Origin of the sequence: Pseudomonas sp. MWU12-3088 (genome assembly GCF_023242405.1) — a bacterium.
In the GTDB taxonomy this organism is placed as follows: domain Bacteria; phylum Pseudomonadota; class Gammaproteobacteria; order Pseudomonadales; family Pseudomonadaceae; genus Aquipseudomonas; species Aquipseudomonas kribbensis.
This window is the reverse complement of sequence record NZ_JALJEA010000005.1, coordinates 107,837-134,614: the sequence shown is the minus strand read 5'-3', so window position 1 is coordinate 134,614 and position 26,778 is coordinate 107,837. Positions and strand designations below refer to the sequence as shown.

Genomic DNA, 26,778 nt, shown 5'->3' with positions numbered 1-26,778 from the left:
CGCTACACAGTCACTCAAGTCTAGTCCCAAGGAGTTTCAGATGAGCAAGATTCTTGCGATCCATGCCAGCCCACGCGGTGAGCGTTCCCATTCGCGACGCCTGGCGGAAAGTTTTCTCAGTGCCTGGCAAGTCCGTCATCCGCAGGCGCAAGTCACTCGCCGCGAGGTTGGGCGTGCGCTGATTCCGGCGGTCAACGAGGCGTTTGTCGCCGCAGCGTTTTATCCGGAGCCCGAAGCACGGCCGCTGTCGATGCAGGCCGATCTGGCCCTCAGCGATCAACTGGTGGGCGAGTTGTTCGATCACGACCTGCTGCTGATTTCCACGCCGATGTACAACTTCAACGTGCCCAGCGGCCTCAAGGCCTGGGTCGATCAGATCGTGCGTCTGGGCCTGACGTTCGACCACACCCTGGACAACGGCGTGGCCCAGTACACGCCGCTGCTGAAGGGCAAGAGAGCGCTGATTGTCACCAGTCGCGGCGGTTTCGGTTTCGGTCCGGGCGGTGAGCTGGAGGCGTTGAACCACGCCGACCCGTGGCTGCGCACGGCGCTGGGGTTCATCGGCATCAACGACGTCACGGTGGTCGCGGCCGAGGGCGAAGAATCCGCCGAACGCACCTTTGCGGTGTCGGTGGCCGAGGCCGAGCAGCGCTTGCTCGACCTGGCCCGGGAGTTCTAGGTGGCCTGGCTGTTTCTGCTGATTGCCGCCGGGTTCGAAGTCACCTTCGCCATGGGCATGAAATACGCCGAAGGGTTCACCCGGCTCTGGCCGTCGCTGATCACCGTGGTTGCGGCGGTGGGCGGGGTTTATTTCCTGACCCTGGCCATGCGCGAGCTGCCCGTGAGCATCGCCTACCCGATCTGGACCGCCATCGGCTCGCTCGGCACGGTGTTTCTCGGTTTCGCGCTGCTGGGCGAGAGCCTGACGTTGATGAAGTTGCTGTCGGTGGGGCTGATTGTGGCGGGGGTGGTGGGGCTGAAGTAGGCTGGTCGTGGACTTGTCATCATCGAGGAGGATGCTTGGCGGGCGTTTTGCACGTCATGCATCCACCCACCGACCACAGGGATGTCTGCCCATGTCGCAGGAATCGGCCACACGTTATCCACTGGTGCTGGTGCCGGGAATGCTCGGTTTCATCCGTCTGGTGCTGTACCCGTATTGGTACGGGATCATCGCGGCGTTGCGCCGGGGTGGGGCGACGGTGATTGCGGTGCAGGTGTCGCCGCTCAATTCCACCGAAGTGCGCGGCGAGCAGTTGCTGACGCGCATCGATGAAATCCTGCGCGAGACCGGAGCGGCCAAGGTCAATCTGTTCGGTCATAGCCAGGGCTCGCTGACGGCGCGTTATGCGGCGGCCAAACGCCCGGATCTGGTGGCGTCGGTCACATCGGTGGCCGGGCCCAATCATGGTTCGGAGCTGGCCGACTATCTGGCGAAGCACTATCCGGCGGACAGCGCCCGGGGCCGAATCCTCGAGGCGCTGTTGCGGTTTGTCGGCTGGTTGATGGCGCTGCTGGAAACCGGTTACCACGGGCCGAAACTGCCGGTGGATATCCACGCCTCGCACAACTCCCTGACTACTGAAGGCGTGGCGCTGTTCAACCAGCGTTATCCACAGGGCTTGCCTGACACTTGGGGCGGGCACGGGCCGGAGGAGGTCAACGGCGTGCGTTATTACTCATGGTCCGGCACCTTGCAGCCGGGCAAGACCGACCGTGGCGGCAACCTGTTCGACGGCACCAACCGCAGCTGCCGGTTGTTCGCCAAAACCTTCGTGCGCGAGCCGGGACAATGTGACGGCATGGTCGGACGCTACAGCTCGCACCTCGGCACGGTCATCGGCGATGACTACCCGATGGATCACTTCGACATCGTCAACCAGTCACTGGGACTGGTCGGCAAAGGCGCGGACCCGGTGCGGCTGTTTGTCGAGCACGCGGCGCGGTTGAAAGCCGCCGGGGTTTAGGCGGCGCTCGGGGTGCGGGAGCGGCCGAGGACGGTGGTCCAGCGCTCGGAAAGAATCACCCCGCCCAGCGTCAGCAAGCCACCGACCAAGTGATACATCGCCAGTTGTTCCTTCAACACCACCGCGGCAATCAGCGCGGTGATCAGCGGCAGCAGGTTAAAGAACAGCGTGGTCCGGCTCGGCCCCAGACGCTGCACGGCCTGCATCCACGCCAGTGGCGCAAGCATCGAGGCCAGCAGGCACGCGTACAGCACCAGCGGAATGTTCTGCAGGGTCAGGCCGGTTTTCGGCGAGACGGCATACAGTGGAAACAGCACCACCACCGCCACCAGCACCTGCAGGTACAGCAACACCAGCGGTGGCAGGCGCAGCTGCCATTTTTTCAGCAGGGTGCTGTAGATCGCGTAGGCGAGGGTGGCGATCAGCATCATCGCGTCACCCAGATTTACCCCGTGTTGCAGCAGCGCGCCGAGGCTGCCGGACGACACCACCACCAGCACGCCGGCGAATGACAGCACCGCACCGACCAGCGCGCCGGCGGTCAGGCGCTGGCCGAGGCTGATGATTGCCATGGCCAGCGACATCAACGGCATCAGCGACAGGATGATGCCCATGTTGGTGGCGCTGGTCATGGTCGCCGCGAAGTAGGCCAGGCTCTGATAGACCGCCATGCCCAGCACGCCGAGTATGAAGATCTTGCCCAGGTTCGGGCGGATCTGTGGCCAGTGTGCAATCACCTTTTTGAGCATGAACGGGGTGAACAGCAGGCCGGCGAGCAGCCAGCGGTAGAAGCCGATCTCGGCGGGAAAGATCGCGCCGACGGCCAGCTTGTTGATCACGGTGTTGCCGGCCCAGATGAAAATCGCCAGCAGGGGAAACGCGTATTGCATGGGAGGAGAAACCAGTACGTTGATGAACGGTGATTATCCCCTGTCTGGATGCAGGCCTATACTGCGAACCGGACAACCCGCCCCTGATTCCGGACAGCATGAACAGTAAACACATCGATCTGCTGGATTTCAGCGAATTGCCGTCGGCGGTGTATTTCCGCTACGCCGACTTCAACGCCCACGAATACGCCGCGCCGCACCGCCATCCGTGGGGCACCCTGGAATACGCAGCCCACGGCGTGCTGCACATGGATGTCGACGGCAGCCGCTTCATGTCGCCGCCGCAATACGCGGTATGGGTGCCACCGCAGGTCGAGCACAGTTTCTACAGTCATCAACCGGTGAATTACCGGGCGGTGTGCCTGGCGCCCGAGGTCTGCGCGGACTTGCCGGCGCAGGCTTGCACCCTGGCGATCAGCGATATTCTCAAGGCCATCCTCAAGGACTTCGCCGCCCGGGATGTGAAGATCCCCGCGTTCGACGCCGATCAGCGTCTGGCCCAGGTGCTGGTGGATCAATTGCGCCAGGCGCCAGTTCACCAATGTTATCTGCCCTATGCCAGCAGCCCCGGTCTGCTGACCATCCTCGAAACCCTGCAGGCCGAGCCCGGTAACAACGAGCCGCTGGCGCACTGGGCGGCGCAGGTGCATGTCAGCGAACGCACCCTGGCCCGGCAATTCGTGCGGGAGTTGGGGATGAGTTTCGGCGAGTGGCGCCAGCGCCTGCGCTATCTCGCCGCCATCGAGGCGCTGGAGAGTTCGCGCAGCGTGCAGGAAATCGCCTTCGATCTCGGTTACAGCAGCGGCTCGGCGTTCATCGCCATGTTCGCCCGTCAGGCCGGGTGTACGCCGGAGCAATACCGGCGCAGTCACCTGGAGAGCAGGAAGGTGTAACAAGCTTTGACTACACTCAGCCGGAGGCCGTATCCATCGATGCGGCGACAAGGAGAAAACTCCATGAAGATGCTGCGTGTCCCTTTGTTGATGATCGGTCTGCTGCTGTGCTCCCAGGGTTTCGCCGCCACGGCGCAACAGAACAAGATGACCACCTGCAACGCCGACGCCACGGCCAAGAGCCTCAAGGGCGACGAGCGCAAAGCCTTCATGAGCACTTGCCTGAAGGCAGCACCGGCGGCCAATGACGCCAAGACCCTGACCCCGCAGCAGGAAAAGATGAAAACCTGTAATGCCGACGCCAAGACCAAGGCGCTGACCGGTGATGCGCGCAAGACCTTTATGAGTGATTGCCTGAAGAAAAAATAATCAGTTGAAACTTGTGGTGAGCAGGCCGGCCTCATCGCGGGCAAGCCCGCTCCCACAGGTATTCTGGTTGATCACAACAATTGTGTTCGGCACTTAACCTGTGGGAGCTGGCTTGCCAGCGATGAGGCCCGAAAGGTCTGCCCGCATATCCCTAGTGCTCATCCCGGATCGCTGGCAGACTGCCAATCCTTTTACGCCGTTCGTTTTGAGGCTGTATGCCAACGTTTTCTGAGCGTCATGTTGTGTTCTGGGTCAGTTGCATCATCATTTTCGGCGGTTTGCTGCTGGTGCTGCCGTTGCGTCTATTGCCCAGTCTGCTGGCCGGGTTGTTGGTATTCGAGCTGGTCAACATGCTCACTCCGCAACTGCAACGGCTGATCGAAGGTCGCCGCGCGCGCTGGCTGGCGGTGGCATTGCTGGGCACGCTGGTGGTGAGTGTGCTGGCGCTGATCTTTGCCGGGGCCATCAGTTTCCTGCTGCACGAGGCGGAAAATCCCGGGGCTTCCCTCGACAAATTCATGGGCGTGGTTGACCGTGCGCGCGGGCAACTGCCGCCGTTTCTCGACAGCTACCTTCCCGCCAGTGCCGCCGAATTCCGTGTGGCCATCGGTGAATGGGCGAGCAAGCACCTGTCCGAGCTGCAACTGGTGGGCAAGGACGCGGCGCACATGTTCGTGACCCTGCTGATCGGCATGGTGCTCGGCGCAATCATCGCCCTGCAGCGCGTGCCGGATGTCACCAAGCGCAAGCCGCTGGCGGCCGCACTGTTCGACCGTCTGCACCTGCTGGTTCAGGCATTTCGCAACATTGTCTTCGCGCAGATCAAGATTTCCCTGCTCAACACCTTCTTCACCGGGATCTTCCTGGCGGTGATCCTGCCGCTGTTCGGGATCAAGCTGCCGCTGACCAAGACCCTGATCGTGCTGACCTTCCTGCTCGGTCTGTTGCCGGTGATCGGCAATCTGATGTCGAACACGCTGATCACCATCGTCGGCCTGTCACTGTCGATCTGGGTGGCGGTTGCCGCGCTGGGTTATCTGATCTTTATCCACAAGCTCGAATACTTCCTCAACGCGCGCATCGTCGGCGGGCAGATCAGTGCCAAGTCCTGGGAGTTGCTGCTGGCGATGCTGGTGTTCGAGGCCGCGTTCGGCCTGCCGGGGGTGGTGGCGGGGCCGATCTATTACGCGTATCTGAAGAGTGAGTTGAAGCTGGGCGGGATGGTTTAAGGACAGCGAAGATCCTTGTCAGATCGTTCCCACGCAGAGCGTGGGAACGATCATCGTGGTGTCAGTTCACCGAGCCGTAACGCTTCATGGCCTCAATCGCCAGACCGCTGCCGATGCTGCCAAAGATATTGCCTTCCACATGCCGCGCGTTCGGCAGCATGGCCGAGACGCTGTTGCGCAACGCCGGGATACCGCTGGAACCGCCGGTGAAGAACACCGTATCGACCTGACCCACCGCGACATTGGCGTCCGCCAGCAATTGCGTGACGCTTCCGCGCACGCGCTCAAGCTGCGAATCGATGGCCGATTCGAACAGGGCGCGGGTCAACTCCACGTTCAGCCCGGATTCGATCCGGTCCAGCGGCACGTGTCGGCTGTCGTTGTGGGTCAGATGAATCTTGGTTTCTTCCACTTCCATCGCCAGCCAGTGCCCGGCGCGCTGTTCGATCAGCTTGAACAGACGGTCGATGCCGCCAGTGTCCTCGATGTCATAGCGCATGCTGCCCAGGGCCAGGGTCGACTTCTGCGAGTACACCGAGTTGATGGTGTGCCAGGTCGCCAGGTTCATGTGGTGGCTGGTCGGCATGAACGCGCCGCTCTTCATGCGGCTGCCGTAGCCGAACAGCGGCATCAGGCCTTGCAGGCTCAGTTGCTTGTCGAAGTCGGTCCCGCCGATGTGCACGCCGCCGGTGGCGAGAATGTCGTCGTGACGGTTATCCATGCCCCGGCGCTCGGGCGACAGGCGCACCAGCGAGAAGTCCGACGTACCACCGCCGATGTCGACGATCAGTACCAGCTCTTCCTTTTCGATGGTCGACTCGTAGTCGAAGGCTGCGGCAATCGGCTCGTACTGGAACGACACGTCCTTGAAACCGAGCTTGCGCGCCACTTCCACCAGGGTGTCTTCGGCTTCCTGGTCGGCCAGCGGATCGTCGTCGACGAAGAACACCGGACGGCCCAGTACCACCTGCTCGAACTCACGACCGGCGGCAGCTTCGGCACGGCTCTTGAGCTGGCCGATGAACAGCCCGAGCAGGTCCTTGAACGGCATCGCGGTGCCGAGGACGCTGGTGTCGTGCTTGATCAGCTTGGAACCGAGCAGGCTCTTGAGCGAGCGCATCAGCCGGCCTTCGTAGCCTTCCAGGTATTCGTGCAGCGCCAGGCGACCGTAGACCGGGCGGCGTTCTTCGATGTTGAAGAAGACCACCGACGGCAGGGTGATCTTGTCGTCTTCCAGCGCGATCATCGTTTCCATGCCGGGGCGCAGCCAGCCGACGGTGGAGTTGGACGTGCCAAAGTCGATGCCGCAGGCACGGGCTGGAGAGGCGTCTTTCATGTCTTTCGGTTCCGGTCAAAAAAACGGCCGCGCAGTGTATGTCAGTGCGCGACAGATTCGAAGGCCGGTCATCCGCTATTTCGCGTCTAAGCTTGCTTGAAAGTCGGCGCTTTGCCCCAAACTTGCTGGCATGGGCCGGCAGACACACCGGCGGTCGCAAGAACCGCCGTCCACTGCCGATAAACTTCTGCTGCGCCACCCGGTCACAACCTTGAGATCGGTCAACCGGCCTTGCGCGAATCGGCGCATGCTGGCAACGGCGCGAAATCGATAACGGATGGTGATTCCTTCGATGGACTTCAAAGACTATTACAAGATACTCGGCGTGGAGCCGACGGCTGACGACAAGGCAATCAAGGCTGCCTATCGCAAGCTCGCGCGCAAATACCACCCCGATGTCAGCAAGGAAAAAGACGCCGAGGCCAAGTTCAAGGACGCCTCGGAAGCCTATGAAGCGCTGAAAAGCGCCGACAAGCGCGCCGAATACGACGACCTGCGTCGCTACGGCCAGCACGGTCAGCCGTTCCAGGGCCCGCCGGGCTGGCAGAGCCGTGGCGGCTTTGGTGGCGGCGGTGGCGAAACGGGTGATTTCTCGGACTTCTTCAGTTCGATCTTTGGCAATCGCGGCCCCGGTTTCGGTGGCGGCGCTGGCCGGCAATCCCGCAGCGCCGGACGGCGAGGGCAAGACGTGGAACTGGAACTGCCGATTTTCCTGGAAGAAACCCTGTCGAACGAATCGAAAAAGATCAGCTTCCAGGTGCCGCAATACAACGCCAGCGGCCAGCACGTCAGCAACACCAGCAAGAGCCTGAACGTGAAGATCCCGGCGGGCGTGACCGATGGCGAGCGAATCCGCCTCAAGGGCCAGGGCGCGCCGGGCATCGGTGGTGGCGCCAATGGTGATCTGTACCTGACGATTCGTTTCGCGCCGCACCCGAAATTCGACGTCGAAGGCGAAAACCTGATCATCACTTTGCCGCTGGCTCCGTGGGAACTGGCTCTGGGCACCGAAGTGGCGGTGCCGACCCTGACCGGCAAGATCAACCTCAAGGTTCCGGCCGGCAGCCAGAACGGCCAACGCATGCGCGCCAAGGGCCACGGTCTGCAGAACAAGGCCGGCGAACGCGGTTATCTGTTCGTCCAGCTCAAGGCCGTGATGCCGAAGGCCGCCGGCGATGACGTCAAGGCGCTGTGGCAGGAACTGGCGAAGAAGGCCGCCTTCAATCCGCGAGAGAACTTCTGATACTGACGACGGAGTAGCCCATCATGAGCAGCCCCCTGATCGTTCAACTGGACATGGCAGAATTCTGTGAGGCGGCCGATCTGTCGGACGTCTACGTGATCGAAATCGTCGAACACGGCATCCTCGAACCTCAGGGCGCGCAGCCCCGGGAATGGCGTTTCACCGACTACGAACTGGCCCTGGCCAAACGCGCCGCCAAGCTGCGGCGCGATCTGGAGCTGGAATGGGAAGGCGTCGCCCTGGCGCTGGACCTGCTGGAAGAGGTGAAGGAACTGCGGGCCGAGAACCGCATGCTGCGTCAGAGGTTGGGGCGACTGGTGGTCGAGTGACCGCTTCAGCTCTTCCTTGGCAGCATCACGCTGAACAGCGTTCCTTCGGTTTCGCTTGAGCTGACTTCGATCGTCCCGCCGTGGGCGGTCACCACTTCCTTGACGATGAACAGCCCCAGGCCAAGGCTGGTGGACGGCTGGCCAAGCTCTTCGTCGGCGCTGCGTACCAGCGGATCGAAAATCGTGCCGATCGCCTCATCCGGGATCGGCTCGCCATAGTTGTGCACCGACAGATGCACCGCGTCGTTCTCGCCGCGCAGGGTCACGATCACTTCTCGCGGATTCGAACCATGCTGCAGGGCGTTGCCGATCAGATTCTGCAGCAGCTGATCCAGCCGCCCGGCATCCCAGACACCTCGGGTATCGCCGTCGATCTTCAGGGTCGGATCGCATTCGGGATTGCCGGCGCAGGCTTCGGCGATGGCCGCTCGCACCGTGTCGGCCAGGTCCATCGGCGCCGGTTCGATCGGCAGGCTCTTGCCCAGGCGACTGCGTACCAGTTCCAGCAGATCGCTGACCATGGCCGCCATGTGTCGCGCGCCGTGTTTGATATTCAATGCGCAGGTCAGCGCATCCCCTTCAAGGGTGGTTTTACGCATCAGCAACTCGGTCGACATGCTGACCGCCTGCAGCGGTGCGCGCAGGTCGTGACCGAGGATCGCGAGGAATATGTCGCGCGAGCGATTGACCTGTTCGGCGTAGGCCGCGGTCGATTCGGCCAGGGCTTCGTCGATGGCTTCGTTGAAACGGATCATGTCCTGGAAGTACGCCATGTCCGGCGACTGTAACGTGCCGACCCACAAGCGGATCACGCAGGCACGCAGGTGGCGGAATTCCGAGGTCATCTGTACCAGGTCGAAGCCTACGGTGTGGCGCAACTCACCGTGGCTGGCGCCGGCCTCGTCGAGGCTCGGGGTTTTCTCCGGGCCTTCGCCCTTGGCCTTGGCGATTTGCTCGCTGGCGGTCTGTGCGGTGTCCATGTCGCGGGCGGCGGCCAGCAGGATCGCCCTGGCATGGTCGCGCAGCGCCGCCTGGTCCAGGGTGTCGGCCGCCGGAGTGATGGTCCTGGCGAACTGCTCCCACTCCTCGACGATGTGATCCGCGTGTTGCCTGATGAATTCGGATAAACGCATGTCCGGGGTCCTGGAAATTCGAGGCGGGGCGTTCGAATATTAGCCCCTTTGCGCGGGAATGAAAGCGCCGCTCGGGCCTGAAATTTGCGCTGACAAGACGCCGTGCGACAAGACATATGTACCTCAGCCACGGCGGTTCTCCATGGTCTGCTTTCGCTCCATTTCAAGGAGTGAACTCATGTCCGAAATCCCTGCCGCTTTAACTTCTGCGGACAACGTTGCGCCGCCGGAGCCAGTCGTGACGCAAAGCCTGCACGCTGACTGGCTTCAGCAGTCCAGCCCCGAGTGGCTGGTCAATGCACCGATGGGCCAGCGCGAAGCATTGAAGAATGCCGAATCCGCCCCGCCGGACTGGTACAGGCGGGCATCCGGCGAGCAACGCAAGGCCGTCGGTGATGCTGCGGCCGACAGCCTCGCCGCCCGGTCGCGCCTGGACAAGGCCATGGCGACTTTCCAGGACATCGACAGCTTCGCCGCGCCACTGCTGGCCCAGGCCCTCAAGGACCGTTTCAACGTGACGCTGGACGTCAGCAAGACCTGGCTGGTCCTGAACAAACCGGTGGAGGTGGGCATTTTCGCCATCGAAGTCGATTTTTTCGAAGTCCTGAAGCTGCCCTTGCTACAGGCCGCTCTGCATAACTTCGAAGCCCGTGAATGTAAAAGCGGGTTCTTTCATCGATCCTCGGGATTTCGCCTCGAAACCTCGACCCCGGGAACCCTGGAACCGTTGACTACCCGTCTGACGGTCGATCAGTTCACCGGTCTGTGCCATTCGCTGGACCTCGGGGCGAAGTATCAGGCGTATCTCAAGGATTTCCTGCACCCCCAAGACGCGGTGGCCGAACATGTGCTGCGCGATAAGTTCATCGACGCGCACAAGACCGCCCTGCGTGCGGCCGCCGAGCTGGCTCTGGTCAAGGGCGACATCGGGCGTGAGGACTACGCTTCGGTTCGCTCGATCCTCAATGGCGAGCTGGCGCCGCGTCAGGGCAAACGGCAGATCTGGTTCTGCGATCTGGGCCTGATGGGCCGGCGCATGACCGGCTGCGTGCTGTTCACGATATGCGAAAAATACCGCTACAGCGACGACTCGATCCTGTATATCCCGGGCGATCCTTTCCACCCGCTCAAGCGCTACAAGGGCCGGGAAATGGAAGCGATATTCAAGCAGCGCTTCACCGCGCAAGACGCCAGTCAGGCACATCCCGCAGAGCCGAATGCCTACCAGCGTTTTTTCAGCCAGTTCGTCGCCTATGCTGACCGGCCATACTTTTTCAGTCAGTTCACCAACGACACGCCCGACCGGACATTCGCACAGAAACTGGAGCCCTACGCACCGCTGTTCAATGAGATTTACAAGGCCCTGAACCCGATCAACGGGGCGTTGACCGGGATTCGCGAATTGCCTCCGGCGTCACCCGTCGCGCAGGTGCCGAATGCGGATCCGTATCTGAATCCCGTGGACCTGTCCCGCAAGGGCCACGGGATCTGGGCGGATAATGTCGATCTGTGGAACTACCTGTTCGACCAGCATCGCGACCGCCTGATTGCCGATGCTCGCAGCCATGCGGTACCCACGGCGGATGTCGATGCCAGAGTGCGATCGGAAAAGCTCGCCGTGCTGCTGAACATCGGCATGCTGGTGCTGACCGGCATTTCGATGTTCGTGCCGGTATTGGGCGAAGTGATGATGGTGGTGATGACCGGGCAATTGCTCGAAGAAACCTTTGAAGGCTCCATCGAGTGGAGTGAGGGGGATCGCAAGGCTGCAAAGGCACACCTGATCGATGTCGCGCAAAACCTCGCGTTGATTGCCTTGATGGCGGGGGCCGGCAAGGGGCTTGCCCGGCTGACTGCTGCCAGATCGACACCGGTCATCGAGAACCTGCATCAGGTACAGATGCCAGACGGCAGGACCCGATTGTGGAAACCTGACCTGAACGGCTACGAGAGTCCGGTCACGCTGGACTCGCGTGCGGCGCCGAACGCACTGGGGCAGTACCGCGTCGGGCAAGACCACTACATTCGGCTTGAAGGCAAGACGTACCGGCAGACTTACGACGAGTCGCTCAAGGCATGGCGAATCGATCACCCGGATGATCCGCAGGCTTATCAACCGCCGCTGGCCCACAACGGCGCCGGCGCCTGGCGACATACGCTCGAACGCCCGCAGGCCTGGGACCGGCTGACACTCCTGCGGCGTATCGGCCACAGCACTGATGTTTTCGCTGACGAGCAGTTGCTGGCCCTTGCCGATACGGCCGGTGTCAGCGATGGCGCCCTGCGCAAGATGCACCTGGACAATGCCTTGCCACCCCCGGAGCTGGCGGAGGCCATGCGCCTGTTCAACGCCGAGCGGGATGCCGGACTGATCGTCGAGCAGATTGCAGGGCGACAATCCATTGATGATCGTTATTTGCAGGTGCTGCCTCTGCTGCCCGACATGCCGCGCTGGCCGTGGGGGCGGCAGTTGAAGGTCTACGATGCTGCGGATTTTTCGGGCACGGCGCTCAGCTACGGGACGAAGCGCAGGGGCAAGGCGCCGATCCGGATCAGCCGGACCGAGGTGCTTGGCGGTGCGCTGCCGGTGCGAATCCTCGCGGCGCTGGATGAAGCCGAGACGGTTCGTCTGTTGGGTGGCGAGCCTGCGCGCGTTCTGGCTGCACGGGCACACGAACTCGCCGGACAGATTGCCGACTTTGCCAGCGCCCGTCAGCCGGCGTTGTTCGACAGCCTGCTCAAAGGTACTGCTCCGGTGGCTTCCCGGACGGCGAAGCTGCAACGGATCATCCCCGGCCTGACCGAGCGGGGGGCATCCGCCGTCCTGAGTCAGGCGAATGCCGAAGAGCTGGCGAGGCTGGACAGCGCAGCGAAGGTCCCGCTGCATTTGCAGGAGCTCGGTCGCTGGTATGGCCAGACGGGTCGCCTGACCCGGGCTCTGGCCGGGTTGCGCAGTGAGACCATGGCGTCTGCCGACAGCCGCCATCTCGCATTGCAGACGTTGGGACGACTGCCAGGCTGGTCCAGTGACGTGCGTCTGGAAGTCCGGGAGGGCAGCATCAGCGGGCCGATGCTGGATGCCATCGGCAGCGAAGCGGCTTCCACACACAAGTATCTGGTCAAGTACGGGGACGCTTACCAAGCCACCAATGAGCGTGGCGAACCGCTCAACAGTATCCCGCACAAAGGCGACAATTTTTACGCTTCGTTGATGCATGCCCTGCCCGATGAGGCACGTCATGGGCTGGGCCTGCCGAACGTCTGGCAGAGCAACGACCTGCAACGCACCATCATCGAACGGGCGCTCGCCGAACGCAGCCAGTCGGCGCGGATTCTGCGGGCAGGCACCATCGACAAACCATGGTTCAAACCCCCGCAACGCATCGCACCCGGAGTGCTGGGTTATCCCGCCAGTGGCGACGGGCCAGGGCCGAGCCATGCGTTGACCGTCCACGTGCAGAACGTCTATCCGGGGTTGAGCGACGTTCAGGCCCGGGGCTTCATTCTTGAGCAATGGCGCTCGGGCAGGAGCGATCAACAGATTTTTCATCTGCTCAACAACCGGTTGAGCGAGTGGCGGGAGCTGGAGGCAACACTCGATCAATGGTTGATGGCGCAGAACCTGCGTTTGCGCACCACCCGTGACGAGTTCGTCAGCGTGGTGCAAAACATCAAGGACTGCTGGCGCAATGCACCGTTGGCCGAACACAGTCCGCACGCGGCCCGCCTGACCCTGATCAGCGACGCACCTCTGCCGTCATTGACGGCGGACTTCGCCCACGTTCGTGAACTGACGCTGCATAGCCCGGTGGTCGGCGATACGCTTGCAGCGTTTCCCAGCGTCGAAAAACTTGCCCTGAACGCGAGTGTGGCGGAGTTCGACAAAGTGCTCGCGACATTGAAAACACTGCGACACATGACCCGCCTGAAACTCTCCACGCCGATTACCGGCCAGGTGGCGTCGCGTCTGCGCGAGCTGACCCGGCTGGAAGAGCTGGAGCTGCGTTGTACCGCAGGCGGGGTGAATCCGGTGGTGCCCATGACGCTCGATTTCGGGGGCATGCGGCAGTTGCGCAGGCTCGTCGTCGGCAGTCCGCAGATGCACCAATGGCCTCATGGGGTACTCGATCTGCCGCGACTGGAACGCCTGAATCTGCGATCGACCGCGATCAATACCCTGCCGATGGAAATCTATGAAGGCCATCAACGACTGTTGTCCGGTCTGTCACTGGACTGGTCGAAATTTCCCCGTCGGGTGTTCAAGCCGATCTATGAGTTTGTCCGGAGTCAGCCTCGGCATCTGCTCGATCTGGATGAAATGGTTGCGGACTATTGTCGTGGTGAACTCAAGCGTTTTGTCGGCATGGAACCAAGCCTGTTCGATGTCTTGAGCACCGGGTTCAAGGCGCAGTGGACGGACGTCGGCAGTCGTTTCGCCGCGATCGAAACCTTGAGTGAGCAATTCAGTGAACTGAACCGGCTTCAGGAATGGGTCGGCTCCGCACCGACAGTGTTCAATGGCGGTGCCGCACGCTCGGCGGTGGCCGAGGCGTTGAGAAACAGTTGGCGCAGCGGATTGTTCCAGCGCTATGGCGCGCGCACTGAAAGTCTGTTCTACAACCTGTATGTAAGCCTGCCCAATGAGGCCTCGGTGCTGGATATTCTCGGCTCGCCGGTGGAGAGCTTGCCGACCTTGCCCGCTGAAGGTTTCACCCACGTCAGAAGCCTGCACCTGGCAGGGTTGCAGGCACCGGTTGATCAACTGCATGGGTTCATCCGTACTTTTCGCAATGTCGATACCCTGGACCTGAGCCATTGCGGGCTGTCCGCGTTGCCGCTGGAGCCTGGTGATCTGCCGGCGCTTGAAACGCTCAATCTGCATGACAACCCGTTGGGCATGATTGACGTGCGGGGTATGAATCGTCTGATGGCGCTGGACTTGAGTGCGACGGCCCTGCGTGAATGGCCGACCGGTGCCGAAGAGCTGCCGGAACTGACCTGGCTGGACCTCAGTGACAGCCAGTTGACTTCGCTGCCGGATGCGCTGCTGGCGCGTGATGCATTACTGCTTGATACCAGCCTGACCGGTACTCCGTTGAACCCGCAAGCCAAAGCGGCTCTTGCCACTGCGCGGGAGAGGATTGAAGAGAACCGAGGTCTGGTTCCCGGTTCGTTGCAGCGTTTTGCGCTGGAAGAGCCGCGCCACCGTACACCGCCCAGCGAAAGTGGCTCGGTCATCGCCCGACGATTGCTGCCGTTACCGCCGCCGGTGACAGTCGAGGGCCTGGCGGGTCGGGTCGCCCGTGTCCGGCGTCTGCGCCCGCAGTACGACAACGCCCGGGCGCAACAGGCCATCGAGCGGATGCAGGTCGCGGGACTGACCGAGATGCAGATCGGTGAGCAAATCGACGCATGGGACCGCGACTTCGAGTCCCTGACACGGCGTCTGAACGATTGGCTGTTCACCCATGAAACCCGGGGCATGGATTGGGTGGTGTCATCGCGCACCCGCCAGCTCGCCGCTCAACGCATCATGGAATGCTGGCGCGAAGGCACCGTCGACTGGAATGGTGTCCCGGATCACGAGCTGGATCTGAACGGTCTGCAGGTGGGCAACCTGCCCGAGCCGGGCGCAACGTTCGCGGCGGTGAATAGCCTGAACCTCGGGGGAGTGAAGCTTACTTCGCAAGGTTCCAACGGTTTCCTCAGGGCATTCACTCACGTGCGCCGGCTCAACCTCAGCGGCAATCACCTGCCGGCGGTGCCTGAGCCGGTGACACAAATGCTTCAGCTGGAGCGGCTGGAACTGTCGCTTACCGGCCTCGCGGACTCCGCTGCTGCGGGTCAGGCGCTGGAGAGCCTTACACAGTTGCAGTGGCTGGATCTGAGCCACAACAGCCTGCGTTCCTTCCGTGTCACGGGGTTCGGGCAGCTGGAGCGGCTGGATCTGCGCGATAACCTGCTTGTCGCCTGGCCGGAGGGCGTATTGCAAGCCCCACGCTTGCAAACGATCGACTTGAGCAGCAATGAAATCGCATCGATCCCCACAGCGTTGTTTGACGACAGCCATGCGGCCTTATTGGCCGGAAGCAGCCTGGCGGAAAACTACGAGATATCGCAACAAAGTCTGCTCGGGCTGCGTGAATACGCCGATGCTCATGGACGGCGTGACGTGCTGGGCCTGACGTATGCCGACATCGACCGGATGATCGATGACATGGACAGCACCACTGAAAGCGATGCCGAAGAGCTGGAGATCGAAAGTGAACCCGATGAGGTCCTTCCGGCGCTTGCCGAAACGGTCCTTGAGCAGCAAGTGACACCGTGGATTGAAAACATCCCTGAGGAGGACGCCGGGCGTTATCGGGCGATGTGGCAGCGGTTGGCTGGCGAACCCGACAACGAAGCCTTCTTCCACCTGCTTTCCCGGATGCCGGACACCGAGGAGTTCCGGGTTTATCGCGCCGACCTGACCCGACGGGTCTGGGACATCGTCGAGGCGGCCGATGGCAGTCAGGAGCTTCGCGACACGCTGTTCTCCATGGCGAGCACGCACACCACCTGCGTCGACGGGCGAACCTTGGCGCTCAGCGAAATCGAAGTCAAAGTGTATGAGTACAACGCCTTGCGCCATTTACAGCCCGGTCTTGCGGACAAGGGGCGCGCGTTACTCGACCTGTCGCGGCAACTGTTTCGCCTGGGGCAGGTGGAAAAACTCGCGGCCCGCAGCATGGGCCGTCACGCCGATCCGGCGGAAGTGCGTCTGCAGTATCGAATCGGTCTGACGTCGGGCTGGGAGGACGGTCTGCAACTGCCGGGGCAACCCGGCCACATGCGGTTTGCCCGGCCGCTCAGGGGCGATGATCTGATAGCTGCCCGCGCGGCAATCATGAGAGCCGAAACGAGCGAGCAGTTTTATGAAGAGCTGATCAGCCGTGATTACTGGGTGCAGTACCTGACCGAGAAATACCCGGCTGAAATTGACGCGCTCAAGCGCGGCGCAGATGAAAAGCTGCAACGACTCGAGGATGAATACGAAGACGTGACCAGCACGGCGTACCAGGAGGCGGTGCAGATGCTCGAGGTTGAGCGCAGTATCGAGCGCAACCAGCAACTGATTGCCCTGTCGCGCCTGGAAACAGGCGAGCCGGTGATGATCGGGCCCGAAGAGGAACAGCCCGGCTCTTCACGTTATTTGATGGATACCTCAACCCGCTGAAGCGTAGTCAGCCCCGGTCATCGAAAACCTCGACGACCGGGGCTTTTTCTCAGAACAGAAAGTAACGCTGGGCCATCGGCAGGGTCTCGGCCGGTTCACACCAGAGCAGCACGCCGTCGGCCTTGACCTGATAGGTCTGCGGGTCGACGTCGATCTGCGGCAGGTAATCGTTGTGGATCAGGTCGGTTTTCTGCACATCGCGGCAACCTTTGACCACGGCGATTTTCTTCTTCAGGCCCAAGGCTTCGGGCAGCCCCGATTCCTGCGCCGCCTGGCTGATGAAGGTCAGGCTGGTGGCGTGCAACGAGCCGCCATAACTGGCGAACATCGGGCGGTAGTGCACCGGTTGCGGGGTCGGGATCGAGGCGTTGGCGTCGCCCATCAGGCTCGCGGCAATGGCGCCGCCCTTGAGGATCAGCGTCGGTTTCACGCCGAAGAACGCCGGGCGCCACAGCACCAGATCCGCCCATTTACCGACCTCCACCGAACCCACTTCATGGCTGATGCCGTGGGTGATCGCCGGGTTGATCGTGTACTTGGCGATGTAGCGCTTGGCGCGGAAGTTGTCGTTGCCTTCGCCGTCCTGAGGCAGCGGGCCGCGCTGCTTTTTCATTTTGTCGGCGGTCTGCCAGGTGCGCGTGATGACTTCGCCGACGCGGCCCATGGCCTGGCTGTCGGAACTGATCATCGAGAACGCGCCGAGGTCGTGAAGGATGTCTTCGGCGGCAATGGTTTCGCGGCGGATGCGGCTTTCGGCGAACGCCACGTCTTCGGCGATGCTCGGGTCGAGGTGGTGGCAGACCATCAGCATGTCGAGGTGTTCGTCGATGGTGTTGCGGGTGAACGGCCGGGTCGGGTTGGTCGAACTCGGCAGCACGTTGGCGAAACCGCAGGCCTTGATGATGTCCGGCGCATGGCCGCCACCGGCACCTTCGGTGTGGTAGGTGTGGATGGTACGACCCTTGAACGCGCCGAGGGTGGTTTCGACGAAACCGGATTCATTGAGGGTGTCGGTGTGGATCGCCACCTGCACGTCGTACCGGTCGGCGACGCTCAGGCAGTTGTCGATGCTCGCCGGGGTGGTACCCCAGTCTTCGTGGAGCTTGAGGCCGATGGCGCCGGCCTTGACCTGCTCGATCAGCGGCTCCGGCAGGCTGGCGTTGCCCTTGCCGGTGAGGCCGATGTTCATCGGGAACGCATCGGCGGCCTGGAGCATCCGCGCCAGGTGCCATGGCCCGGAAGTGCAGGTCGTTGCATTGGTGCCGGTGGCCGGCCCCGTGCCGCCGCCGATCATGGTGGTGACACCGCTCATCAGCGCTTCTTCGATCTGCTGCGGGCAGATGAAGTGGATGTGCGTGTCGATACCGCCGGCGGTGAGGATCATGCCTTCGCCGGCAATCACTTCGGTGCTGGCGCCGATGGCGATGGTCACGCCGGGCTGCACGTCCGGGTTACCGGCCTTGCCGATGGCGGCGATGCGCCCGTCCTTGAGGCCGACGTCGGCCTTGACGATGCCCCAGTGGTCAATGATCAATGCGTTGGTGATCAGCGTGTCGACTACTTCGGCGGCCAGCAACTGGCTCTGTCCCTGGCCGTCGCGGATCACTTTGCCGCCGCCGAATTTCACTTCTTCGCCGTAGGTGGTGAAATCCTGTTCGACTTCGATCCACAGCTCGGTGTCGGCCAGGCGCACCTTGTCGCCGACGGTGGGGCCGAACATGTCGGCGTAGGCTTGTCTGGAAATCTTCATCTAGCGTCCTTCAGAGAAATAGCGGTACACACGGGCTCAGAGGTCACCCATGACCCGCCCGGCAAACCCGAACACCCGGCGATGCCCGGCGTAATCCACCAGTTCCACCTCGCGGCTCTGGCCCGGCTCGAAACGCACCGCAGTGCCTGCCGGGATGTTCAGGCGCATGCCACGGCTGGCGGCGCGGTCGAAGGTCAGCGCGTCGTTGGTTTCGAAGAAGTGGTAGTGCGAACCGACCTGGATCGGTCGGTCGCCGCTGTTCGCCACTTTCAGGCTGATCGTGCGGCGACCGACGTTGAGTTCGATCTCGCCGGGCTGGATCCGGTATTCGCCGGGAATCATCAGTTCGCTCCTTGCAGGACTTTGTAATAGAGGGCCGTCGGGCGATAGGTGCCGTTCGGGTCGCAGGCGTAGTCGGGGATTTCCCCGGCTCGGGTGTAACCCAGGGCCTTGTAGAAATCTTCGGCCGGGGAGCCGGCCTCGGTGTCGAGGTAGAGCATGCCGCGCTTGTACTGGCGGGCCGTCAGTTCCAGCGCTTCCATCAACTGCTGGCCGAGGCCGCGCCGGCGGGCCTGTTCGCGCACCAACAGTTTCTGCACTTCGGCGCGGTTCAGGCCGTTGGCCTTCTGGCACAGGCCCAGTTGCACACTGGCCTGCACTTGTTCGTCCTTGACCACCACCCACAGCAAGACGTTGCCCTTGTTCAGGTTGTCCTGCACTTCATCGAAATAGGCGCGGGCCTGAACCGCATCGAGATCGGCCATGAAGCCGACGCTGGCGCCATAACCCACGGCGTCCAGCAGCAGCTCGATCAGGCCCTGACGATAGTGCGCAAAACTTTCGGCATTGACGCGTCGCAGTTGGGCGGGGTTCATCGGTGTCACTCCTTGTTGGCGGGCGGCGGCTCCGCGCCAGGATTGAGGGTCAATTGCATGAAGGTCAGGTCGAGCCAGCGGCCGAACTTGGTGCCGACTTGCGGCATCTGTCCGGTGGTGATGAAACCGGCGCGCTCGTGCAGGCGGATCGACGCCGCGTTGCCGCTTTCGATGGCGGCGACCATGACGTGCTTGCCGCAGGTTTTTGCGCGTTCGATCAACGCGGTCATCAGTTGCGGGCCGAGGCCGTTGCCGCGCTGGTCGCTGCGCACGTAGACCGAATGCTCGACGGTGTGGCGGAAGCCGTCGAACGGCCGCCAGTCACCGAACGAAGCGTAGCCGAGGGTGGTGTTGTCGGCGTCGACGATCACCAGGATCGGATAACCCTGGGCCTGGCGGGCGCTGAACCAGGCTTGACGGTTACCCAGATCGACGGCGGATTCATTCCAGATCGCCGTGGTGTTGAGCACGGCGTCGTTGTAGATGTCGCGGATCGCCGGCAGGTCGGCGTGCAGGGCATCGCGGATGGTGTAAGTCATGGCGCGGCCTCAGACGATCGGTTGGTGGACGGTGACCAGCTTGGTGCCGTCGGGGAACGTCGCTTCGACCTGGATCTCCGGGATCATTTCCGGGATGCCTTCCATCACTTGATCGCGGGTCAGCAGGGTGGTGCCGTAATGCATCAGCTCGGCCACGGTCTGGCCGTCCCGGGCGCCTTCGAGCAGCGCCGCCGAGATATAGGCCATGGCTTCCGGGTAGTTGAGCTTCACGCCACGGGCCAGTCGCCGCTCGGCAACCAGGCCGGCGGTGAAGATCAGCAGCTTGTCTTTTTCGCGTGGGGTCAGGTCCATCGTTTGAAATCCATTGTCGGCAGTTGAAGAAAATCAGGTGTTCCAGATTCGGGGAGGCAGGGCTTCGCGGCCAAGCAGCGCAGGCCTGAGCAATCGCCAGAGTTCGATCAGCCAGGCTCGCGCCAGCAACGCTTCACTGGCCAGGCAGCGGGCGACCAAAAGACCGGGCAATTGCGTCAGATCCCCGCGCACCTCATGGCCCAGCGAGCGGCAGCGCTCCAGCAGTTCGGCATCGATTTCGCCGGTCACCAGCAACGTCGCAAACACCGGATTGCCATCCAAACCGATCGGCGAATCAAGGAGACCGTCATCACCGACGATGCGCTGGCGCTCATGCCAGAGCAACCGGCCATCCCGGCGAATATCCAGATGGGCCTGGAAATGCCCGAGGTCGAAACGCTCGCCACTGGCCGGGCGCCCGAGGGCCACCACGTCCCAGTAGAAAAGTCGTGCATCGCCCTCAAGCTCGATCGAGGTCGAGAGTTCCGCCTGGGCGGCGCTGTAGACGATGGTTTCCTGGGGCAGCCATTCCAGTGTCGCGCCGGCAGCGACGTGCAGGTCCAGCGACTGATAAGCGGGGCCCGCCGCGCGATACCACTTGGCGGCGCCGGGGCTGGTGATCTGTGCCCAAGCGCCCGGTTCGACGCGGGCGCTGATGTTCAGCCGGTCGCCGCCGGCAATGCCGCCCGGCGGGTGGACGACGATGTGCTGACAGACCTCGGGCCCTTCGGCGTACAGATGCTTTTGCACCCGCAGCGGGCCGAGGTGTCGGCGACAGGTAGGGCGCGTGCAATCGCCGAAGCGGGCATAGGCCAGCTCAAGCTCGGCGTGCCAGCTCGGGGTAAACAGGGCAGTCGCTAAAGGTAAGTTCATGTTTTCTGATTATCGTTAGGACGCTACAGATTAGACCGTAACTTCAAATAGTCACCAGCCCGCGCACGCCTTCGGCTTCCATATTTTCTCCACGGCCCTGCTGCACGATCTCGCCCCGGGACATCACCAGGTACTGATCGGCCAGTTCGGCGGCGAAATCGTAGAACTGCTCCACCAGCAGAATCGCCATGTCGCCCCGGGCCGCGAGCTTCTTGATCACTGCGCCGATTTCCTTGATCACCGACGGCTGAATGCCTTCGGTGGGTTCGTCGAGAATCAGCAGACGTGGACGGCTGGCCAGCGCGCGGCCGATGGCGAGCTGTTGTTGCTGGCCGCCGGACAGGTCGCCGCCGCGCCGCTGTTTCATTTGCAGCAGCACCGGGAACAGTTCGTAGATGAACGCCGGAACCTCCTTGGCTTCGCTGCCGGGGAAACGCGACAGGCCCATCAGCAGGTTTTCTTCCACGGTCAGCCGGCCGAAAATCTCCCGGCCCTGGGGCACATAGGCGATCCCGGCGTGCACCCGCTGATGCGGCTTGAACGTGGTGATCGGTTTGCCTTCCCAGTTCACCGCACCTTCCTTGGCCGGTAGCAGGCCCATCAGGCATTTGAGCAACGTGGTCTTGCCCACGCCGTTGCGCCCGAGCAGGCAGGTCACTTCGCCGACCTTCACGTCAAAGCTCAGACCGCGCAGGATGTGGCTTCCACCGTAGTATTGGTGCAGTTTGTCGACTTGCAGCATGTTGAAATTCCTCTTCAGCGGCCGAGATAGACTTCGATCACGCGCTCGTTGTCCTGCACCTGTTCCAGCGATCCTTCAGCCAGCACGCTGCCCTGATGCAACACGGTGACGTGGTCGGCAATCGAGCCGACGAAGCCCATGTCGTGTTCCACCACCATCAGCGAATGCTTGCCGGCGAGCGACTTGAACAGCTCGGCAGTGAACTCGGTTTCGGCGTCGGTCATGCCGGCCACCGGTTCGTCGAGCAGCAGCAATTGCGGGTCCTGCATCAGCAGCATGCCGATCTCCAGAAACTGTTTCTGCCCGTGGGACAGCAGCCCGGCGGGGCGATTGACTGAGGTGGTCAGGCGAATGGTGTCGAGCACTTCGCTGATCCGGTCTTTCTGCTCGCCGCTCAACTTCGCCCGCAGGCTGGCCCACACCGACTTGTCGGTTTTCTGCGCCAGCTCCAGGTTTTCGAACACGCTCAGGGCTTCGAACACCGTGGGTTTCTGGAACTTGCGACCGATGCCGGCCTGGGCGATCTGCACTTCGCTCATCTGCGTCAGGTCGAGGGTTTCGCCGAACCACGCCTTGCCGTGGCTCGGGCGAGTCTTGCCGGTGATCACGTCCATCAGGGTGGTCTTGCCCGCGCCGTTGGGGCCGATGATGCAGCGCAGTTCGCCGACGCCGATGTACAGGTTCAGAGCGTTCAGCGCCCGGAAACCGTCGAAGCTGACGCTGATGTCTTCCAGGGTCAGGATCGTGCCGTGACGGGTGTTCAGCCCAGGCCCCACGCGTTGGCCGAGACCGAGGGCATCACGGCTGGTGCCGGCGTCCTTGTTCGGTTCCAGCGGCGGGAAGAAGGCCGGTTCCAGCATGAATTCAGCGCTCGCCGTGACTCTCATGATTCACCTCGTTTCTTCAGCAGACCGATCACGCCTTTGGGCAGGTACAACGTCACGACGATGAACAGCGCGCCGAGGAAGAACAGCCAGTATTCGGGGAAGGCCACGGTGAACCAGCTCTTCATGCCGTTGACCACGCCGGCGCCGAGCAGCGGACCGATCAGCGTACCGCGCCCGCCAAGGGCTACCCACACGGCGGCTTCGATCGAGTTGGTCGGCGACATTTCGCTGGGGTTGATGATCCCCACTTGCGGCACGTACAGCGCACCGGCCAGGCCACACAACACCGCGCTCAACACCCAGACGAACAGCTTGAAGCCGCGCGGGTCGTAGCCGCAGAACATCAAACGGTTTTCCGCATCGCGCAGCGCGGTCAGCACCCGGCCGAACTTGCTGCGGGCCAGCCGCCAGCCGATGAACAGGCTCGCCACCAGCAGCAGAACCGTCGTCAGAAACAGCACCGCACGGGTGCCGGGTTCGGTGATGCCGAAACCGAGGATCGTGCGGAAATTGGTGAAGCCGTTGTTGCCGCCGAACCCGGTCTCGTTGCGGAAAAACAGCAGCATCCCGGCGAAGGTCAGGGCCTGGGTCATGATCGAGAAATACACGCCCTTGATCCGCGAACGGAAGGCGAAGAAACCGAACACCAGCGCCAGCAACCCCGGCGCCAGCACAACCAGACACATCGCCCAGAGGAAGTTGCCGGTACCGCTCCAGTACCACGGCAACTCGGTCCACGACAGGAAGGTCATGAACGCCGGCAAGCCGTCACCGGCGGCCTGACGCATCAGGTACATGCCCATCGCATAACCGCCGAGGGCGAAGAACAGACCGTGGCCCAGCGACAGGAGACCGGCGTAACCCCAGACCAGATCCAGTGCCAGGGCGACGATGGCGTAGCAGAGAACCTTGCCGACCAGCGTCAGGGTGTAGGCCGAAACGTGCAGTGCACTTTCCGCCGGCAACAACGACAGCAGCGGCAGGGCGATCAGCAACGCGAGAACGACGGCACCGACAGCGAGGGTGACTTTGGGTCCGGCCTTTTGCGTGGCCGTAAGCATCAATGGCTGATTCATCAGTCGATCACCCGTCCTTTTAGTGCGAAGAGGCCTTGCGGACGTTTCTGGATGAACAGAATGATCAGCGCGAGGATCAGGATCTTGCCGAGCACCGCACCGATCTGCGGTTCGAGAATCTTGTTGGCGATGCCCAGGCCGAAGGCGGCGAACACGCTGCCGGCCAGTTGCCCGACGCCGCCGAGCACCACCACCAGGAACGAGTCGATGATGTAGCTCTGGCCGAGGTCCGGGCCGACGTTGCCGATCTGGCTCAGAGCCACGCCACCGAGCCCGGCGATGCCCGAGCCGAGGCCGAAGGCGAGCATGTCGACGCGCCCGGTGGGCACGCCGCAGCAGGCGGCCATGTTGCGGTTCTGGGTGACGGCGCGCACGTTCAGACCGAGGCGTGTCTTGTTCAGCAGCAACCAGGTCAGCACCACTACGAACAACGCGAAGGCGATGATCACGATGCGGTTGTACGGCAGCACCAGATTCGGCAGCACCTGAATCCCGCCGGACAGCCATGCCGGGTTCGCCACTTCAACGTTCTGCGCACCGAACAGCAACCGGACAAGCTGAATCAGCATCAGGCTGATGCCCCAGGTGGCGAGCAGGGTTTCCAGCGGCCGGCCGTAGAGGTGGCGAATCACCGTGCGCTCCAGTGCCATGCCGATGGCGGCGGTGACGAAGAACGCCACCGGCAGCGCAATCAACGGATAGAACTCGATGGCCTGCGGTGCGTAGCGCTGGAACATCAACTGCACCACATAAGTGGAGTAGGCACCGAGCATCAGCATCTCGCCGTGGGCCATGTTGATCACGCCGAGCAGGCCGAAGGTGATCGCCAGTCCCAGGGCTGCAAGCAGCAGAATCGAACCGAGGGACATGCCGCTGAAGGCCTGGCCGAGCAGTTCGCCGATCAGCAGTTTGCGTTTGACCTGGGCGAGGCTGGTTTCGGCGGCGGTGCGCACGTTGGCATCGGTTTCGACGCCGGGTTCGAGCAGGCCTTCGAGGCGAGTGCGGGCCAGTGGGTCGCCGGTTTCACCGAGCAGACGCACCGCCGCGAGGCGCACGGCCGGGTCAGTATCGACCAGTTGCAGGTTGGCCAGCGCCAGGCTCAGGGCGGCGTGGACGCTTTCGTCTTTTTCGCCAGCCAGTTGCTGGTCGAGGAATTTCAGCTGCGCCGGTTTGGCGCTTTTCTGCAATTGCTGCGCGGCGGTCAGACGGGTTTTGGCGTCGGCGGCGAGCAATTGGTGGCTGGCCAGCGCGGTGTCGATCAGACCCCGCAGGCGGTTGTTCAGGCGCAGGGTCTTGGTTTGGCCGTCGAGGGTCAGTTCGCCTTGTTGCAGGGCATTGATCAGTTCGACACGGGCCGGATCGGGCTGCGCGGCCCAGGCTTCCAGCAGTTTTGCCTGTTGCACGGGGTTGGCGGCGACGAAGTCTTCGGCGTCGCTGGCGTGGGCGGCCATCGGCAGCAGCAGTGCGATGGCGCAGATAAAGCGGTAGATGGCAGTTGGCATTGATGGTGTCCTGTTCAACCGCCCCCTCACCCTAACCCTCTCCCGGAGGGAGAGGGGACTGACCGAGGTGTTTGGGCGATTTGCTGCAACCTTCAGATTCGAGTCGAACTCAGGCTTTGAAAAGCTTGAAGATCTACTCCCTTTCCCCTCTCACTCAGTGAGAGGGGACTGACCGAGGTGTTTCGGCGATGTGCTGCAACTTGCAGATTCGAGTCGAACTCAGGCTTTGAAAAGCATGAAGATCTGCTCCCTTTCCCCCTCTCCCTGAGGGAGAGGGCTGGGGTGAGGGGGATGGATCTCAAGCCGTTCCCTCACTCCAGAGCTGACTCAGTTGCTCTTCACCGCATACTCCGGCTTCTTGTCATTACCCGGAATGAACGGGCTCCACGGCTGCGCACGGATCGGTCCCTCGGTCTGCCATACCACGTTGAACTGACCGTCGGCCTGGATCTCGCCGATCATCACCGGTTTGTGCAGGTGGTGATTGGTCTTGTCCATAGTCAGGGTGTAACCGGACGGCGCGGCGAAGGTCTGGCCGCCGAGGGCTTCGCGGACCTTGTCGACGTCGGTGGATTTGGCTTTTTCCGCCGCCTGCGCCCACATGTGGATGCCGACGTACGTGGCTTCCATCGGGTCGTTGGTCACGGCTTTGTCGGCGCCCGGCAGGTTGTGTTTTTTCGCGTAGGCTTTCCAGTCATCGACGAACTTCTTGTTCACCGGGTTCTCCACCGACTCGAAGTAGTTCCACGCCGCGAGGTTGCCCACCAGCGGTTTGGTGTCGATACCGCGCAGTTCTTCTTCGCCCACCGAGAACGCCACCACCGGTACGTCGGTGGCCTTCAGGCCCTGGTTGGCCAGCTCTTTGTAGAACGGCACGTTGGAGTCACCGTTGACGGTCGAGATCACCGCGGTCTTGCCGCCGGCCGAGAATTTTTTGATGTTGGCGACGATGGTTTGATAGTCGCTGTGGCCGAACGGGGTGTAGACCTCTTCTATGTCTTTGTCCGCTACGCCTTTGGAGTGCAGGAACGAACGCAGGATCTTGTTGGTGGTGCGCGGGTAGACGTAGTCGGTGCCGAGCAGGAAGTAGCGCTTGGCGCCGCCGCCTTCTTCGCTCATCAGGTATTCAACCGCCGGGATTGCCTGCTGGTTCGGCGCGGCGCCGGTGTAGAACACGTTCGGCGACATTTCTTCGCCTTCATATTGCACCGGGTAGAACAGCAGGCCGTTGAGTTCTTCGAACACCGGCAGCACCGATTTGCGCGACACCGAAGTCCAGCAACCGAACACCACCGCCACCTTGTCCTGAGTCAGCAGCTGCCGGCCCTTTTCCGCGAACAGCGGCCAGTTCGACGCCGGGTCGACCACCACCGGTTCGAGCATCTTGCCGTTCACCCCGCCCTTGGCGTTGATCTCGTCGATGGTCATCAACGCCATGTCCTTGAGCGATGTTTCGGAGATCGCCATGGTGCCGGACAACGAATGCAGAATCCCGACCTTGATGGTCTCGGCGGCCTGTACCGTCCAGGTCATGCCCATCGCGGCAATGGATGCCGTGAGTGTGAAAGCCTTGATCAAACTGCGACGCTTCATTGTGCGATCTCCATGAACGTT

At 62.4% G+C, this 26,778-nt stretch carries 23 protein-coding genes; 9 read left to right on the top strand and 14 right to left on the bottom strand.

All coding sequences use genetic code 11. The features are described from left to right. Positions 1 to 40: 40 nt before the first annotated feature. The 3 genes from M5B98_RS14430 (at position 41) to M5B98_RS14420 (ending at position 1,967) form a co-directional block, all read left to right on the top strand. Positions 41 to 679, top strand: coding sequence for an FMN-dependent NADH-azoreductase (locus tag M5B98_RS14430; protein WP_114881240.1), 639 nt, complete (start codon positions 41 to 43; stop codon positions 677 to 679). Further along, on the top strand, positions 680 to 985 hold the full coding sequence (locus tag M5B98_RS14425) for a DMT family transporter (protein WP_248743051.1): 306 nt from the start codon (positions 680 to 682) through the stop codon (positions 983 to 985). Positions 986 to 1,076: 91 nt separating this feature from the next. Continuing rightward, entirely contained in the window at positions 1,077 to 1,967 is an 891-nt protein-coding gene (locus tag M5B98_RS14420; RefSeq protein WP_248743050.1) for an esterase/lipase family protein, read from the top strand. On the opposite strand, the gene M5B98_RS14415 is transcribed toward M5B98_RS14420, so the two are convergent. Then, a complete protein-coding gene (locus M5B98_RS14415; protein ID WP_248743049.1) occupies positions 1,964 to 2,857 on the bottom strand; it encodes a DMT family transporter in 894 nt (297 codons plus the stop codon). The two genes, M5B98_RS14420 and M5B98_RS14415, sit on opposite strands and share 4 nt — an antisense overlap. Before the next feature lie 98 nt (positions 2,858 to 2,955). Between M5B98_RS14415 and M5B98_RS14410 the strand changes: the two genes are divergently transcribed. The 3 genes from M5B98_RS14410 (at position 2,956) to M5B98_RS14400 (ending at position 5,348) form a co-directional block, all read left to right on the top strand. Continuing rightward, complete coding sequence (locus tag M5B98_RS14410; RefSeq protein ID WP_085711295.1) at positions 2,956 to 3,750, top strand: AraC family transcriptional regulator; 795 nt, start codon at positions 2,956 to 2,958, stop codon at positions 3,748 to 3,750. 63 nt (positions 3,751 to 3,813) lie between these two features. After that, a complete protein-coding gene (locus tag M5B98_RS14405) occupies positions 3,814 to 4,119 on the top strand; it encodes a PsiF family protein (RefSeq protein WP_169428648.1) in 306 nt (101 codons plus the stop codon). Between the two features lie 215 nt (positions 4,120 to 4,334). Further along, a complete protein-coding gene (locus M5B98_RS14400) occupies positions 4,335 to 5,348 on the top strand; it encodes an AI-2E family transporter (protein WP_085711192.1) in 1,014 nt (337 codons plus the stop codon). 61 nt (positions 5,349 to 5,409) lie between these two features. Here the strand turns inward: M5B98_RS14400 and M5B98_RS14395 are convergent, their stop codons facing one another. After that, positions 5,410 to 6,684: an Hsp70 family protein gene (locus tag M5B98_RS14395; RefSeq protein ID WP_248743048.1), complete on the bottom strand. Its 1,275-nt coding sequence runs from the start codon at positions 6,682 to 6,684 to the stop codon at positions 5,410 to 5,412. A gap of 292 nt (positions 6,685 to 6,976) precedes the next feature. On the opposite strand from M5B98_RS14395, the gene M5B98_RS14390 reads away from it, so the two are divergent. Together M5B98_RS14390 and M5B98_RS14385 are read left to right on the top strand one after the other, a co-directional pair. Further along, positions 6,977 to 7,927: a DnaJ C-terminal domain-containing protein gene (locus M5B98_RS14390; RefSeq protein WP_248738498.1), complete on the top strand. Its 951-nt coding sequence runs from the start codon at positions 6,977 to 6,979 to the stop codon at positions 7,925 to 7,927. 23 nt (positions 7,928 to 7,950) lie between these two features. Next, entirely contained in the window at positions 7,951 to 8,256 is a 306-nt protein-coding gene (locus tag M5B98_RS14385; RefSeq protein WP_085711194.1) for a chaperone modulator CbpM, read from the top strand. 5 nt (positions 8,257 to 8,261) lie between these two features. On the opposite strand, the gene M5B98_RS14380 is transcribed toward M5B98_RS14385, so the two are convergent. Beyond that, positions 8,262 to 9,389: a sensor histidine kinase gene (locus tag M5B98_RS14380; RefSeq protein WP_248743047.1), complete on the bottom strand. Its 1,128-nt coding sequence runs from the start codon at positions 9,387 to 9,389 to the stop codon at positions 8,262 to 8,264. Positions 9,390 to 9,567: 178 nt separating this feature from the next. On the opposite strand from M5B98_RS14380, the gene M5B98_RS14375 reads away from it, so the two are divergent. After that, positions 9,568 to 16,608 (top strand): NEL-type E3 ubiquitin ligase domain-containing protein, encoded by a 7,041-nt coding sequence (locus tag M5B98_RS14375; RefSeq protein ID WP_248743046.1) that lies wholly within the window; start codon positions 9,568 to 9,570, stop codon positions 16,606 to 16,608. A 49-nt stretch (positions 16,609 to 16,657) separates the two neighbouring features. Here the strand turns inward: M5B98_RS14375 and ureC are convergent, their stop codons facing one another. The 11 genes from ureC to urtA all read right to left on the bottom strand — a co-directional run bounded on the left by ureC (position 16,658) and on the right by urtA (position 26,757). Next, the gene (gene ureC / locus M5B98_RS14370; RefSeq protein WP_248743045.1) at positions 16,658 to 18,358 is read right to left on the bottom strand and encodes an urease subunit alpha; all 1,701 of its coding nucleotides are present in this window, start codon (positions 18,356 to 18,358) and stop codon (positions 16,658 to 16,660) included. 36 nt (positions 18,359 to 18,394) lie between these two features. Continuing rightward, a complete protein-coding gene (locus tag M5B98_RS14365) occupies positions 18,395 to 18,700 on the bottom strand; it encodes an urease subunit beta (RefSeq protein ID WP_085711197.1) in 306 nt (101 codons plus the stop codon). Further along, positions 18,700 to 19,233 carry a GNAT family N-acetyltransferase gene (locus M5B98_RS14360; protein WP_248743044.1) on the bottom strand — a complete coding sequence of 178 codons (534 nt, stop codon included), beginning with the start codon at positions 19,231 to 19,233 and terminating at the stop codon, positions 18,700 to 18,702. Before M5B98_RS14360 ends, M5B98_RS14365 begins: the two co-directional genes overlap by 1 nt. A 5-nt stretch (positions 19,234 to 19,238) precedes the next feature. Further along, complete coding sequence (locus tag M5B98_RS14355; protein ID WP_114881247.1) at positions 19,239 to 19,772, bottom strand: GNAT family N-acetyltransferase; 534 nt, start codon at positions 19,770 to 19,772, stop codon at positions 19,239 to 19,241. Positions 19,773 to 19,781: 9 nt separating this feature from the next. After that, entirely contained in the window at positions 19,782 to 20,084 is a 303-nt protein-coding gene (gene ureA / locus M5B98_RS14350; RefSeq protein ID WP_039766748.1) for an urease subunit gamma, read from the bottom strand. A gap of 33 nt (positions 20,085 to 20,117) precedes the next feature. Beyond that, a complete protein-coding gene (locus M5B98_RS14345) occupies positions 20,118 to 20,957 on the bottom strand; it encodes an urease accessory protein UreD (protein WP_248743043.1) in 840 nt (279 codons plus the stop codon). Positions 20,958 to 21,000: 43 nt separating this feature from the next. Beyond that, a complete protein-coding gene (urtE, locus tag M5B98_RS14340) occupies positions 21,001 to 21,699 on the bottom strand; it encodes an urea ABC transporter ATP-binding subunit UrtE (RefSeq protein ID WP_007950600.1) in 699 nt (232 codons plus the stop codon). 14 nt (positions 21,700 to 21,713) lie between these two features. Next, positions 21,714 to 22,586 carry an urea ABC transporter ATP-binding protein UrtD gene (gene urtD / locus M5B98_RS14335; protein ID WP_248743042.1) on the bottom strand — a complete coding sequence of 291 codons (873 nt, stop codon included), beginning with the start codon at positions 22,584 to 22,586 and terminating at the stop codon, positions 21,714 to 21,716. Then, positions 22,583 to 23,662 (bottom strand): urea ABC transporter permease subunit UrtC, encoded by a 1,080-nt coding sequence (gene urtC, locus M5B98_RS14330; RefSeq protein WP_248743041.1) that lies wholly within the window; start codon positions 23,660 to 23,662, stop codon positions 22,583 to 22,585. The genes urtD and urtC overlap by 4 nt, the downstream gene beginning before the upstream one ends. After that, entirely contained in the window at positions 23,662 to 25,164 is a 1,503-nt protein-coding gene (gene urtB, locus M5B98_RS14325) for an urea ABC transporter permease subunit UrtB (RefSeq protein ID WP_248743040.1), read from the bottom strand. The genes urtC and urtB overlap by 1 nt, the downstream gene beginning before the upstream one ends. A 327-nt stretch (positions 25,165 to 25,491) precedes the next feature. Then, positions 25,492 to 26,757, bottom strand: coding sequence for an urea ABC transporter substrate-binding protein (gene urtA / locus M5B98_RS14320; protein WP_085711205.1), 1,266 nt, complete (start codon positions 26,755 to 26,757; stop codon positions 25,492 to 25,494). Positions 26,758 to 26,778: the final 21 nt, after the last annotated feature.

Bases quoted from the DNA above. Each gene is read 5' to 3' on its own strand.
- M5B98_RS14430 (WP_114881240.1), top strand. From the start codon at position 41: ATGAGCAAGATTCTTGCGATCCATGCCAGCCCACGCGGTGAGCGTTCC.
- M5B98_RS14420 (WP_248743050.1), top strand. From the start codon at position 1,077: ATGTCGCAGGAATCGGCCACACGTTATCCACTGGTGCTGGTGCCGGGA.
- M5B98_RS14415 (WP_248743049.1), bottom strand. From the start codon at position 2,857: ATGCAATACGCGTTTCCCCTGCTGGCGATTTTCATCTGGGCCGGCAAC.
- M5B98_RS14410 (WP_085711295.1), top strand. From the start codon at position 2,956: ATGAACAGTAAACACATCGATCTGCTGGATTTCAGCGAATTGCCGTCG.
- M5B98_RS14405 (WP_169428648.1), top strand. From the start codon at position 3,814: ATGAAGATGCTGCGTGTCCCTTTGTTGATGATCGGTCTGCTGCTGTGC.
- M5B98_RS14400 (WP_085711192.1), top strand. From the start codon at position 4,335: ATGCCAACGTTTTCTGAGCGTCATGTTGTGTTCTGGGTCAGTTGCATC.
- M5B98_RS14395 (WP_248743048.1), bottom strand. From the start codon at position 6,684: ATGAAAGACGCCTCTCCAGCCCGTGCCTGCGGCATCGACTTTGGCACG.
- M5B98_RS14390 (WP_248738498.1), top strand. From the start codon at position 6,977: ATGGACTTCAAAGACTATTACAAGATACTCGGCGTGGAGCCGACGGCT.
- M5B98_RS14385 (WP_085711194.1), top strand. From the start codon at position 7,951: ATGAGCAGCCCCCTGATCGTTCAACTGGACATGGCAGAATTCTGTGAG.
- M5B98_RS14380 (WP_248743047.1), bottom strand. From the start codon at position 9,389: ATGCGTTTATCCGAATTCATCAGGCAACACGCGGATCACATCGTCGAG.
- M5B98_RS14375 (WP_248743046.1), top strand. From the start codon at position 9,568: ATGTCCGAAATCCCTGCCGCTTTAACTTCTGCGGACAACGTTGCGCCG.
- ureC (WP_248743045.1), bottom strand. From the start codon at position 18,358: ATGAAGATTTCCAGACAAGCCTACGCCGACATGTTCGGCCCCACCGTC.
- M5B98_RS14365 (WP_085711197.1), bottom strand. From the start codon at position 18,700: ATGATTCCCGGCGAATACCGGATCCAGCCCGGCGAGATCGAACTCAAC.
- M5B98_RS14360 (WP_248743044.1), bottom strand. From the start codon at position 19,233: ATGAACCCCGCCCAACTGCGACGCGTCAATGCCGAAAGTTTTGCGCAC.
- M5B98_RS14355 (WP_114881247.1), bottom strand. From the start codon at position 19,772: ATGACTTACACCATCCGCGATGCCCTGCACGCCGACCTGCCGGCGATC.
- ureA (WP_039766748.1), bottom strand. From the start codon at position 20,084: ATGGACCTGACCCCACGCGAAAAAGACAAGCTGCTGATCTTCACCGCC.
- M5B98_RS14345 (WP_248743043.1), bottom strand. From the start codon at position 20,957: ATGAACTTACCTTTAGCGACTGCCCTGTTTACCCCGAGCTGGCACGCC.
- urtE (WP_007950600.1), bottom strand. From the start codon at position 21,699: ATGCTGCAAGTCGACAAACTGCACCAATACTACGGTGGAAGCCACATC.
- urtD (WP_248743042.1), bottom strand. From the start codon at position 22,586: ATGAGAGTCACGGCGAGCGCTGAATTCATGCTGGAACCGGCCTTCTTC.
- urtC (WP_248743041.1), bottom strand. From the start codon at position 23,662: ATGAATCAGCCATTGATGCTTACGGCCACGCAAAAGGCCGGACCCAAA.
- urtB (WP_248743040.1), bottom strand. From the start codon at position 25,164: ATGCCAACTGCCATCTACCGCTTTATCTGCGCCATCGCACTGCTGCTG.
- urtA (WP_085711205.1), bottom strand. From the start codon at position 26,757: ATGAAGCGTCGCAGTTTGATCAAGGCTTTCACACTCACGGCATCCATT.